Source organism: Limnohabitans sp. MMS-10A-192, from assembly GCF_003063335.1.
Classification (GTDB): Bacteria; Pseudomonadota; Gammaproteobacteria; order Burkholderiales; family Burkholderiaceae_C; genus Limnohabitans_A.
Window position 1 is genome coordinate 621,149 of sequence record NZ_NERX01000001.1, and the last position, 12,669, is coordinate 633,817.

The window sequence follows — 12,669 nt, forward strand, 5'->3', positions numbered from 1 at the left end:
CATTTATTCAACGTTGAAATCCATGCAGCGACGTTCTTTGACGACCGCTTTCATGAAGGGTTTGATGGCCACATGTTGCGGGTGATTCTGGTAAGCCGCTAGCACCTGCGCGTCATCGAGCAGCATGTGGAGCACCAAATCATTCGTGCAGTCCATGCCCGGTGTGGCGGTGGCGACTTCAAAAGTGCGGATACCGGGCACCACCTGAGCGCATGACAGCAACAAAGCCTTGGCTTTTTCCAGATTGGTGGCCTTGTCGGCGCCTTCGGCCTGCTCATGCAGGTTCCACATGACGATGTGACGGATCATCAAAACGCCTCCTCGGGCAAGTCGGCGCAAGTCGGGTCGCGGCTGCTGACCACATTCAGCCAAGCGCCGATTTTGGGCAGTTCATAGCGGAAAAAATAACGGCAGGCGGCGCGGCGGCCTTGTGCAGCGGGGCTGTCTTGGCCCTCCAGGCTTGCTGCAACATCCAGCCAAATCCAGGCGATCACGGTGTGGCCAAAGGCCTGCAAATACGGCACGGCATTGGCCAGCGCCTGAGCAGGTTCTGCGCCGTCCCAGGCTTGCTGGGTGGCTTGGCCGATTTGCTTGAGCGCGTCACGCAAAGCTGCGGCTTCAGGACCCCAGCTGGCTTCCGCCTTGTTCGCGGTAGACAGCATGCGCTCCGCCAACAGTTGCAGGCCCCGGCCGTTTTCCATCAACACCTTGCGGCCCAAGAGGTCCATGGCCTGGATGCCATGCGTGCCCTCGTGGATCATGTTCAGGCGGTTGTCACGCCAGTACTGCTCGACCGGAAAGTCGCGGGTGTAGCCGTAGCCACCGTGGATCTGTATGGCCAAGCTGTTGGCTTCCAGACACCACTCGCTGGGGAAACTCTTGACGATGGGGGTCAGCACCTCCAGCAGCAAGCGTGCCACATCGGCATCTTCGGCTGTGCCGGTGTGCTGCTCGTCCACCAGGCGAGCACTGTACAAAGCCAGCGCCAGAGCGCCTTCGCTGTAGGCCTTCTGGGCCAGCAGCATGCGCTTGATGTCGGCGTGTTCGATGATGCGCACCTGCGGACGGCTGGCGTCTTTGCCCCCTGCCCCGCTGGGTCGGCCTTGCGGGCGGTTCTTGGCGTAATCCAAACTGGCGTAGTAACCGGCCATGCCCAGCATGGTGGCGGCCATGCCCACGCCAATGCGGGCCTCGTTCATCATGTGGAACATGCAGCGCAGGCCTTCGCCGGGTTTGCCGACCAAATAACCAACGGCTCCGATATCGCCTCTAACTGGGTATTTGCCCTCACCAAAATTCAGCAAGGTGTTGGTTGTGCCGCGCCAGCCGCACTTGTGGTTCAGCCCCGCCAGCGCCACGTCGTTGCGCTCACTCGTCAGTTGGCCATTCGTGTCCACCATCTTCTTGGGCACGATGAACAGCGAAATGCCTTTGACGCCCGGCACCAGTTGGCCATTTGCATCCGGGATCTTGGCCAGCACCAAGTGGATGATGTTCTCGCTCAATTCGTGCTCGCCCGAGGAGATCCACATCTTGTTGCCCTTGAGGCGGTAACGTGCCCCCAAAGCGTCAGCTTCAAAATCAGTGCCATCGGGCGTGGCACGGGTCGTCACGTCGCTGAGCGAGGAGCCCGCTTGCGGCTCGGAGAGGCACATGGTGCCCGAAAAGCGTCCACTGAATTCGTTGGCGGCGAACACCTGCTTTTGCAAATCGGTGCCATGCACCATCAGCAAATTGGCGTTGCCGCTGGTGAGCATGCCTGAGCCAATGCTGACCGAGGCCATGGCAAAAAAAGCGTTGGCCGCCGCCTCCACGGTGTAGGGCAATTGCATGCCGCCAAACTCGTAATCTTGCGCGGCAGACAGCATGCCGGATTCTGCATAGGCCTTGTAGGCGTCGTGTGTGGCCTGCGGCAAGATGACTTTTTCGCCATCAAAGTGCGGCTCTTGCGTGTCGACCAGACGGTTAAAAGGCGCGTACTTCTCGCGGGCAATGCGCTCGCAGGTGTCGAGCACGGCGTCAAAGGTTTCACGCGAGTGGTCGGTAAAACGCTCGCGGCTTTGCAGGCTTTCCACCTTCAGCCAGTCGTGCAGCAAAAAATCAACGGTGGGGCGCAGGCTCATGTCGCATCATCCCGGTTCAAAAAAAGACAAAGAAAAAGGCGGTCAGCTGCAAACCGACCGCCTTGGTGTTGATCAGGCGTCAACAGCCACGGGCATCACAGCACTTCAAAAATGCCGCAAGCGCCCATGCCACCGCCAATGCACATGGTCACCGCCACGCGCTTGGCGCCACGGCGTTTGCCTTCGATCAGGGCGTGGCCCGTCAGGCGCTGGCCCGACACGCCGTAGGGGTGACCCACCGCGATCGCACCACCGTTGACGTTCAAACGGTCGGCCGGGATGCCCAGCTTGTCGCGGCAGTACAAAACCTGCACCGCAAACGCTTCGTTCAGTTCCCACAGGTCGATGTCGTTGACCGTGAGGCCCAGACGCGCCAGCGCTTTGGGCACAGCGTAAACGGGGCCAATGCCCATTTCGTCAGGCTCGCAACCGGCCACGGCAAAACCGAGGAAACGGCCCAGGGGCTTCAAACCGCGTTGCTCGGCCAGTTTTTCGTCCATCAACACGCAAGCGCCTGCGCCGTCCGAGAACTGGCTGGCATTGCCTGCTGTGACCAAACCACCGGGCAATGCAGAGCGCAGGCCGCTGATGGCCTCCACGGTGGTGCCTTCGCGCAGGCCTTCGTCCACGCTCACGGTCACTTGTTTGGTGGTCATGCCCATGACCTTGTCAATCACGCCTTGTGTCACGGTGATGGGCGCGATTTCGTCGTTGAACAAGCCAGCAGCTTGCGCAGCGCAGGCTTTTTGCTGGCTGGCCGCACCGTAGGCATCCATCACGTCACGGCCGATCTTGTAGCGCTTGGCCACTTGCTCGGCGGTTTGCAGCATGTTCCAGTAGATCTCGGGCTTCATCTTGGCCAGCGCCAAGTCTTGCAGCATGTGGGTGTTCATCTCTTGCTGCACGCAAGAAATGCTTTCCACGCCACCGGCCACATACACCTGGCCTTCGCCCGCGATGATGCGTTGCGCCGCCAAAGCAATGGTTTGCAGGCCCGACGAGCAAAACCGGTTCACGGTCATGCCCGACACCGAAATCGGCAGACCGGCTTTGAGCGCGACTTGGCGGGCGATGTTGGCTCCGGTGGCGCCTTCGGGTGTGGCACAACCCATGATCACGTCTTCGACTTCGGCGGCATCAATGCCGGCGCGGGCCACAGCGTGCTGCACGGCGTGACCGCCGAGAGTTGCACCGTGGGTCATGTTGAAAGCGCCCTTCCAGCTCTTGGCCAGAGGGGTGCGGGCGGTAGATACGATGACAGCATTCGTCATGATGGTCCTTTCAAGTGGGGGACAGAGCTGAAAATCTGTCCCGCCAAAAATTTAAAAATCAGTTGAATGTCTTGCCTTCGGCCACCAAACGTGCCAACAAAGGCGCGGGTTGCCAGAACTGGGCGTCGTCATGCGGATTTTTCGCAAAGCGCTTCATGGCTTCGGCGACGTTGAACAGGCCAATCGTGTCGGCGTAGTTCATGGGGCCACCGCGCCAGAACGGGAATCCGTAACCGGTGATGTAGACCATGTCGATGTCGCTGGCTTTGCTGGCAATGCCTTCTTCCAGAATGTGGGCCGCTTCGTTAACCAGTGAGAACACCAGGCGTTGCACGATTTCGTCGTCCGAAATCTTGCGGGCGGTGATGCCCATGTCGGCGCGGTGCTTTTCGATCATCTCGACCACCACGGCGCTGGGGATCGCGTCGCGCTTGCCCGCTTGGTAGTCGTACCAGCCTGCGCCGGTTTTTTGACCATAACGGCCCATTTCGCACAACAAGTCAGCGGTTTTGCTGTACTTGAGGTTGGGCTTTTCGGTGTAACGGCGCTTGCGAATCGCCCAGCCAATGTCGTTGCCAGCCAAATCGCCCATGCGGAAAGGCCCCATGGCAAAGCCGAACTTCTCGACGGCCTTGTCGACCTGCGCGGGGGTGCAGCCTTCTTCGATCAAAAAGCCGGCCTGGCGGCTGTATTGCTCGATCATGCGGTTGCCGATGAAGCCATCACACACGCCCGAAACCACCGAGGTTTTCTTGATCTTCTTGCCGATGGCCATCACGGTGGCCATGACGTCCTTGGCGGTTTGCGCACCGCGCACCACTTCCAACAGCTTCATCACGTTGGCGGGGCTGAAGAAGTGCATGCCCACCACGTCTTGAGGGCGCTTGGTGAAAGAGGCAATCTTGTTAACGTCGAGCGTCGATGTGTTGGACGCCAAAATCGCGCCAGGCTTCATGACTTCATCGAGCTTCTTGAAGACGGCTTCTTTCACGCCCATTTCTTCGAACACGGCTTCGATCACCAGGTCGGCTTGGCCGATGTCGTCATAGCTCAGCGTGGTGGACAAGAGCGCCATGCGCTCGTCGTATTTCTCTTGCTTGAGCTTGCCTTTTTTGACTTGCGCTTCGTAGTTCTTGCGGATGGTGGCCACGCCACGGTCCAGAGCGTCTTGCTTCATCTCCAGCATTTTGACCGGGATGCCCGCGTTCAGGAAGTTCATCGAGATGCCACCGCCCATGGTGCCTGCACCAATCACGGCGATCGACTTGATCTCGCGCTTGGGCGTGTCTTCGGGCACATCCGGAATCTTGCTGGCGGCACGGTCGGCCATGAAGATGTGACGCAGTGCGCGGCTTTCCGGCGTGAACATCAGGTTGGTGAAAATCTCACGTTCGAACGCCATGCCGTCTTCAAACTTTTTCTTGGTGGCGGCTTCAACCGCGTCCACGCACTTGACGGGCGCTGGCAGGTTTTTGGCCATGCCTTTGACCATGTTGCGTGTGAACTGGAAATAAGCATCGCCTTGGGGGTGCTTGCAAGGCAGATTTTTCACCAGAGGCAGTGGCGCGCCATCGGCATGCGCTGCGGCCACTTTGCGCGCCAAGGCCAAAGCTTCTTCTGCCAATGATTCTGCTGATTGGGCCATCGCATCAAACAGCTTTTGACCAGGCAACATGGCCAGCATCTCGCTCTTGATGGCTTCACCGCTGACGATCATGTTCAGCGCGGCTTCAACACCGATCACGCGCGGCAGACGCTGCGTGCCACCTGCTCCGGGAATCAAGCCCAGCTTCACCTCAGGCAAGGCAATCGAGGTGCCAGGCGCTGCAATGCGGTAGTGGCAACCCAGCGCCAATTCCAGACCACCGCCCATGGCGACCGAGTGGACAGCGGCGACCACGGGTTTGCCTGAATTTTCACAAGCGCGGATCACGCTCAGCAAATTGGGTTCCTGAACGGCCTTAGGCGAGCCAAATTCACGGATGTCCGCGCCGCCCGAGAAGGCTTTGCCGCCACCGGTGATGACAATGGCTTTGACTGCCGCGTCGTTGTTGGCTTTTTCCAGACCATCGGTGATGCCGATGCGGGTGGAAAGGCCCAGACCGTTGACGGGCGGGTTCATCAAGGTGATGACCGCGACATCACCTTGGACTTTGTATTCAGCTGTCATGCTGGCGTTCCTTTGCGTGAAATAAAGCGTGAATTAAAAAAGAACGGTCGTTCGTTTTTAGAGATTGTAGTGGCTGTACCGATGAAAAGAAGCCCGGCCTGTCTCAACCGGGACGAATCTCAAACCTCCAGCCATTCCTTGCGGATGTAGGTATTTTGACGAAGCTCTTCGGGGGTGCCTTCAAACACGATGCTGCCATGCCCCATGACCAGTGCGCGGTCTGAAATGTTCATGGCGATCGTGAGCTTTTGCTCGATCAGCAAGACCGAAATGCCTCGGCTTTTGAGTTGCTGCAGGTATTGGCCCACCAGCTCGACGATCTTGGGGGCCAAGCCTTCGGTTGGCTCGTCGATGATGATCAGATCGGGGTCGCCCATCAGGGTTCGGCACAGCGTCAACATCTGCTGCTCGCCACCTGACAACACCCCGGCTTCGGTGTGTTCACGCTCTTTGAGCCGCGGAAACATGGCGAACATGTCGTCAAAAGACCAACGCCCGTTTTTGCCGCTGCGCTTTTGGCCCAGTTGCAGGTTCTGGCTGACGGTGAGCTTGGGGAAGATGTCCCGGTTCTCGGGCACATAGCCAATGCCCAGATGCGCCACTTCGTAGGCTTTCTTGCCCTGAATGGCTTGGCCTTGCCAGTCGATGCTGCCTTGGCAGTCCACCAGCCCCATGATGGCTTTGGCCGTGGTCGAGCGGCCCGAGCCGTTGCGGCCCAGCAGGGCTACGATCTCGCCTTGGCCCACGCCAAAACTCACCCCATGGAGCACATGGCTTTTGCCGTAATACGCGTGAAGGTTGTCAATTTTGAGCATCTCAGTGGCCTCCCGCTTGGCTGTCGGCCACACTGGAGCCCAGATAAGCCTCTTGAACTTTGGCGTTGGCACGCACCGCCTCAGGGGTGTCAAAGGCGATCACCTCGCCGTAAACCACCACCGCGATTTTGTCGGCCAGGCCAAACACCACGCCCATGTCGTGCTCCACGGTCAGCAGGGTTTTGCCGACGGTGACTTCCTTGATGAGGCGAATGAAACGCGAGGTCTCGCTTTTGCTCATGCCGGCCGTTGGTTCGTCCAGCAAAATCACGTCGGCGCCACCGGCAATGGTCACCCCAATCTCCAGAGCGCGCTGCTCGGCATAGGTCAGGTTCATCGCCAACACATCGCGTTTTTTGTCCAGGTGGATCATGTCCATCAACTGCTCGGCGCGTTCGTTCGCGTCCTTCAGGCCTGAGAGGAACTTGAAGAAGGTGTACTTGTAGCCCAGGCTCCAGAGCACCGCGCAGCGCAAGTTCTCGAACACGCTGAGCTTGGGGAAGATGTTGGTGATCTGAAAGCTGCGCGACAGCCCCATGCGGTTGATCTCGTAGGCCGTCTTGTGCTGGAAGGCCTGGCCATTGAGCAAAATATCACCACTGGTCGGGCCAAAGCGGCCGCTGATGAGGTTGAACAGCGTGGACTTGCCCGCGCCGTTGGGGCCAATCACGGCCACACGTTCACCGGATTGCACGGCCAGGTTCACACCACGGATGATCTCGGTCTTGCCGAAATTTTTGCGAACGTCTTTCAGTTCCAGTGCGTAGGTCGTACTCATACTGCAGTCTCCCGGCGCTTGATTTCTTTTTCGATCTCGGTTTGGATTTCACCCCATTCGAGCATGTACTGTCGGCGAGTCAACTCAAACAAGCCCAAACCGGTCAGCATGACGAAGGCGCAACCAAACCAGCTGTCCAGTCCTTTGGCATTCAGACTGACGCCCATGAATTTGACGGTATCCCCGAGGGCCGAATTCAGCTGCAAGTGGTAGACCATTTCAATCATGGCACCAGCACCGGCCAACATGACCAATGCAGTCAAAGCCAAGCCAAGGTAACTCGTCCAAATCTGTTTGAGCTTGCCAAACTTGGCCACCCGCAGGTTCATCATGATCAGGCTGGCAATGCCGCCCGGGGCGTACATGACCATGAACAGGAACACCAAGCCGAGGTACAGCAACCAGGCCTTGGTCAGCTCCGACAGCAAGACAAAGGCAATGACCATCAAGATGGCGCCGATGATGGGGCCAAAGAAGAAGGTTGCGCCACCCAGAAAAGTGAACAGCAAATACGCCCCCGAGCGCCCTGCCCCCACCACTTCGGCCGTGACGATCTCGAAGTTGAGTGCCCCCAGGCCGCCCGCGATACCGGCAAAGAAACCGGCAATGATGAAGGCGATGTAACGCACACGCTGCGTGTTGTAACCAATGAACTCCACGCGCTCCGGATTGTCACGCACCGCATTCAGGATGCGGCCCAAAGGCGTTTGCGTGAAGGCGTACATGAGCGCCACACACACGAAGGTGTAAGCCGCGATCAGGTAATAGACCTGAATTTGCGGGCCGTAGTTGATGCCCAAAAAGGCTTGACCGGCCACACGGTTGCCCGACACACCGGCCTCGCCCCCGAAGAACTCCGAAAACATCAAGGACATGGCGAACACCAGCTCGGCCACGCCCAAAGTGATCATGGCAAAGGGTGTGCCCGATTTGCGGGTGGTGACATAGCCCAGCAAGATGGCAAAGCCCATACCAGCCACGCCACCCACGATGGGCAAGAAACTGACCGGTATGTTGAGCTGTCCACCGCTGACCATGTTCAGCGCGTGAATGGCCATGTAAGAGCCCAGGCCCGTGTAGACCGCATGGCCGAAGCTCAGCATGCCGCCCTGCCCCAACAAAATGTTGTAGGACAGGCAGGCGATGATGGCGATGCCCATCTGGGCCAGCATGGTGGTGGACAAGTTGCTGGTGAAGACCAGTGGCGCAGCGATCAACACCAGCGCAAACAGGCTCCAGATGACCCAGCGGCCGACGTTGTAGGGTTTGAATTTGTATACGGCAGCCATGTCTTAACCCTCACGTGTGCCCAGAAGACCCTTGGGGCGGAAGATCAAAATCAGCACCAGGAACAAATACGGCAGGATCGGGGCGACCTGCGAAACCGTCAGCTTGGCAAAGGTGTTTTCCTGCGTTGCCGCCGATACGACCCATCCCATGTCCTTGGCCAAAACCAAATAAGAGTAGTCAATGGCCACGGCAAAAGTTTGGATCACACCGATCAAAACCGAAGCCAAGAACGCGCCCGACAAGGAGCCCATGCCACCGACGACGACGACGACAAAGATCACCGAGCCCACGGTGGCGGCCATGGCGGGTTCAGTGACAAAGGTGCTGCCACCGATGACGCCAGCCAGACCAGCCAGGCCCGTGCCCGCGCCAAACACCAGCATGAAGACACGCGGCACGTTGTGCCCGAGCGCCTCGGCCATTTCAGGGTGGGTCAATGCCGCTTGAATCACCAGGCCAATGCGGGTGCGGGTGAGCAAAAGCCACAAGGACACCAGCATCAACAAAGCCACCAACATCATGAAGGCACGCGTGGCTGGAAATGGAGAACAGACGACACGAACAGCCGCGTCAGTGGCGTTGCACAACTCTGCGGGTGCTGCGCCCCAGACCAGACTCAAGCCATTGATGGAATGGGTGATCAAGGTGAATGCCGAGCTGCGCAAAATTTCAGGGGGCGTGAATTCGACCGCCGTGCGGCCCCACACCAGCTGAATCAACTCGAGCACCACATAAGACAAACCAAAGGTGACCAGCAGTTCTGGCACGTGGCCAAAGGGGTGCACCTTGCGAAGGGTCACGCGTTCGAACAAAGCACCGCAGGCGCCCACGAACAACGGGGCCAGCAGGAGCGCGGGCCAAAAACCGATCCACCCGGACAGGGTGTATCCGAAATAGGCGCCGATCATGTAGAAACTGGCGTGCGCGAAATTGAGCACGCCCATCATGCTGAAAATCAAGGTCAGCCCAGAGCTGAGCATGAAGAGCAACAGCCCGTAACTGAGGCCGTTGAGCATGGAGATGATGAAAAACTCCATAAATACTGCTACTTTCCAGGCTTTGTGAGCCTAACTTCGTTACCGAAAGTGGGTTGCTGAAGGCGGTGTGTACACACCCAAGAAAAAGGCCCGACAACGGTGCATGTCATCGGGCCCGCGAGCCAAACTCAAATCAGCCGGGACGCTTCATCTGGCAGCTGGTCGGTGTGCTGGACACATACGATGGGAACTCCTTGACCGGTGCCAGCGTCATGCCGGTGTTTTCCGGGCTGTAGGGGTACTTCTTGTCGGCCTTTTGCCACACAGTCATGTACAGCGGTTGCTGCAGCTGGTGGTCGGTCTTGCGCATTTGGACTTCACCGTGATAGCTGTTGAAAGTCAGGCCTTCCAACGCGGCCGCCACTTTTGCGGGCTCTGTTGATTTGGCTTTGGCCATGGCAGCGCCCAGAGCGTTGTAGATGGAGATCACCGAGCCGGTGTAAAAATCGTCGTTGAACTTGGTCTTGAACTCGGCCATCCACTTGCCCAGGTCACCCCCCATGTTGTAGTGGTTGTAGGCGATCTGGTAAACACGGCCCGCACCGCCTGTGCCCAAAGCCGTCGGGGTGCCGGACACACCTGTGTAATAAGTGTAGAACTTGCCGTTGTAGCCGCCTTCGTTGGCCGCTTTGACCAACAGTGCCAGGTCAGAGCCCCAGTTGCCTGTGATCACGGTATCGGCACCAGAAGCTTTGATTTTGGCAATGTAGGGCGAGAAGTCACGCACCTGGGCCAGAGGGTGCAGGTCTTCGCCCACGATCTGAACGTCCGCACGTTTGCGTGCCAAATTTTCCTTGGCGAACTTGGCGACCTGGTGGCCGTGCGAGTAGTTCTGGTTGAACAGGTAGACCTTCTTGATGTCTTTTTGGTCGGCCATGAAGGTGGTCATGGCTTCGATCTTCATCGAGGTGTCGGCATCAAAGCGGAAGTGCCAGTAGCTGCACTTGCTGTTGGTGAAGTCAGGGTCCACGGCCGAGTGGTTCAGGAAAATGATTTCCTTGCCGGGGTTGCGCTCGTTGTGTTTGTTCACCGCCTCGATCAGAGCACCGGCCACAGAAGAGCCGTTGCCTTGGGTGATGTAACGCACACCTTGGTCCATGGCGGCTTTGAGCGCGTTCAGGCTTTCAGCGGGGCTCAATTTGTTGTCGATGCCGATGACTTCGAACTTGACGCCCGCTGGATTGGTTTTGCTGAATTTTTCGGCAAAAAACTGAAAGCTCTTGAGCTGGTTGCTGCCGACCGGGGCCATCAGGCCAGACAAGGGGTCAATCCAGGCGATTTTGACGGTCTCGCCTTTTTGGGCAAACGCGCCAAAGGCACATGTGGTCAATGCGGCGGCAGCGATCAAGCGGGTGGTGAATTTCATTCAAAGTCTCCTGCGTTTGTGAATCAGACGATGTCAGCGTAACCGCTGATTTCACAAACACGCTCGGGGTTTGCACCTAAGCCGTATCACCCGTGCGACTTGAGTGCCGCACGGTTGACTTGATGCGCATCAAAGGCCAGGCAAGACGTAGTCCGTCAGTTGTTCGCGCAGGCGGGTTTTGAGCATCTTGCCGGTCGCACCCAACGGGATGGCATCGACAAACACGACATCATCGGGTATCTGCCACTTCGCGGTTTTGCCGTCATAAAACTGGATCAATTCATCGCGTGTGACTTCAGCGCCCGGTTTCTTGACCACGCACACGATGGGGCGCTCATCCCACTTGGGGTGGCGAATGCCAATGCAAGCGGCCATGGCCACGGCGGGGTGTGCCATGGCGATGTTTTCCACATCGATCGAGCTGATCCACTCGCCGCCAGACTTGATCACGTCCTTGCTGCGGTCGGTGATCTGCATGAAACCATCGGCATCGATGGTGGCCACATCACCCGTGGGGAACCAGCCATCCACCAACGGGCTGGCGCCTTCTTGTTTGAAATACGAGGCGATGACCCACGGCCCTTGCACCAGCAAGTCCCCTGCGGCCTTGCCGTCGTGTGGCAGCTCTTTGCCCTGCTCGTCCACGATCTTCATCTCGATGCCAAAGATGCAACGGCCCTGCTTCATCCGCAGCTTCATTTGCTCGGCTTCGGGCAAATTCTGGTGCTTGTTTTTGAGTGTGCACAAAGTGCCCAAGGGGCTGAGTTCGGTCATGCCCCAGGCGTGCAGCACATCCACGCCGTAGTCTTCGCGGAAGGCGGTGATCATGGCCGGTGGGCAAGCCGAGCCGCCAATGACGGTGCGGTTGAGCTTGGAGAACTTCAACCCCGCAGGCTTCATGTGGCCCAACAGCATTTGCCACACGGTGGGCACGCCCGCCGCAAAGGTCACGCCTTCGGCTTCGATCAATTCGTAGACCGATTTGCCGTCCAAGGCGGGGCCCGGGAAGACCAACTTGGCACCCACCATGGCCGCGCTGTAAGGGATGCCCCATGCATTGACGTGGAACATGGGCACAACGGGCAAGATCGAGTCACGTGCGGACATGCACATCACATCGGGCAAAGCCGCGGCGTAAGCATGCAAGATGGTCGATCGGTGGCTGTACAGCGCGCCCTTGGGGTTGCCCGTGGTGCCGCTGGTGTAACACAGGGTGCAAGCGGTGTTTTCATCCAATTCGGGCCAGGTGTAGCGGTCGGACTGCTGGCCGATCCAGGCTTCGTAGCTGACCAAGCCGGGAATGCCCGAATCGGCCGGCAGCTTGTCGGCATCGCACAGCGCCACATATTGGCGGATCGTGGGGCACTTGGCGTGCACCGCTTGCACCAAGGGCAAGAAGCTCATGTCAAAGCACAGCACCTGGTCTTCGGCATGGTTGGCGATCCAGGCGATCTGGTCGGGGTGCAGGCGCGGGTTGATGGTGTGCAACACGCGGCCGGAGCCGCTCACGCCAAAGTACAGCTCCAGGTGACGGTAACCGTTCCAAGCCAGCGTGGCCACACGGCTGCCGTGCGCCATTGTCATACCGTCCAGTGTGTTGGCCACCTGGCGCGAGCGCTTGGCAGCAGCAGCCCAGTTGTAGCGGTGGATGTCGCCTTCAACGCGGCGCGAGACGATCTCGCCATCGCCGTGGTGACGCTCGGCAAATTCGATCAAGGAAGAAATCAGCAAAGATTGCTGTTGCATCAGTCCCAGCATGGGGGTCTCCTGTTGGTGGTGGATTGAATGCATTCATTTTGCACCCGCCTAACCCACCGGC

The 12,669-nt window shown here is 58.5% G+C and carries 10 protein-coding genes; all 10 read right to left on the minus strand.

The features are described 5' to 3' along the window. Window positions 1-3 precede the first annotated feature (3 nt). Window positions 4-309, minus strand: a complete 306-nt coding sequence (locus B9Z43_RS03100; RefSeq protein WP_108322657.1) for a Dabb family protein — start codon at window positions 307-309, stop codon at window positions 4-6. Next, complete coding sequence (locus tag B9Z43_RS03105; RefSeq protein WP_108322658.1) at window positions 309-2,123, minus strand: acyl-CoA dehydrogenase; 1,815 nt, start codon at window positions 2,121-2,123, stop codon at window positions 309-311. Before B9Z43_RS03105 ends, B9Z43_RS03100 begins: the two co-directional genes overlap by 1 nt. 95 nt (window positions 2,124-2,218) lie before the next feature. Then, on the minus strand, window positions 2,219-3,394 hold the full coding sequence (locus B9Z43_RS03110; RefSeq protein WP_108322659.1) for an acetyl-CoA C-acyltransferase: 1,176 nt from the start codon (window positions 3,392-3,394) through the stop codon (window positions 2,219-2,221). Window positions 3,395-3,452: 58 nt separating this feature from the next. Then, window positions 3,453-5,564 (minus strand): 3-hydroxyacyl-CoA dehydrogenase NAD-binding domain-containing protein, encoded by a 2,112-nt coding sequence (locus B9Z43_RS03115; RefSeq protein WP_108322660.1) that lies wholly within the window; start codon window positions 5,562-5,564, stop codon window positions 3,453-3,455. 119 nt (window positions 5,565-5,683) lie between these two features. After that, window positions 5,684-6,379: an ABC transporter ATP-binding protein gene (locus B9Z43_RS03120; protein WP_108322661.1), complete on the minus strand. Its 696-nt coding sequence runs from the start codon at window positions 6,377-6,379 to the stop codon at window positions 5,684-5,686. Between the two features lies 1 nt (window position 6,380). Continuing rightward, complete coding sequence (locus B9Z43_RS03125) at window positions 6,381-7,157, minus strand: ABC transporter ATP-binding protein (RefSeq protein ID WP_108322662.1); 777 nt, start codon at window positions 7,155-7,157, stop codon at window positions 6,381-6,383. Then, window positions 7,154-8,446: a branched-chain amino acid ABC transporter permease gene (locus tag B9Z43_RS03130; RefSeq protein WP_108322663.1), complete on the minus strand. Its 1,293-nt coding sequence runs from the start codon at window positions 8,444-8,446 to the stop codon at window positions 7,154-7,156. Before B9Z43_RS03130 ends, B9Z43_RS03125 begins: the two co-directional genes overlap by 4 nt. Window positions 8,447-8,449: 3 nt before the next feature. After that, the gene (locus B9Z43_RS03135) at window positions 8,450-9,484 is read right to left on the minus strand and encodes a branched-chain amino acid ABC transporter permease (RefSeq protein ID WP_108322664.1); all 1,035 of its coding nucleotides are present in this window, start codon (window positions 9,482-9,484) and stop codon (window positions 8,450-8,452) included. Between the two features lie 133 nt (window positions 9,485-9,617). Then, window positions 9,618-10,850, minus strand: a complete 1,233-nt coding sequence (locus B9Z43_RS03140; protein WP_108322665.1) for a branched-chain amino acid ABC transporter substrate-binding protein — start codon at window positions 10,848-10,850, stop codon at window positions 9,618-9,620. Between the two features lie 129 nt (window positions 10,851-10,979). Continuing rightward, window positions 10,980-12,608 carry a 3-(methylthio)propionyl-CoA ligase gene (locus tag B9Z43_RS03145; protein WP_108322666.1) on the minus strand — a complete coding sequence of 543 codons (1,629 nt, stop codon included), beginning with the start codon at window positions 12,606-12,608 and terminating at the stop codon, window positions 10,980-10,982. Window positions 12,609-12,669 lie beyond the last annotated feature (61 nt).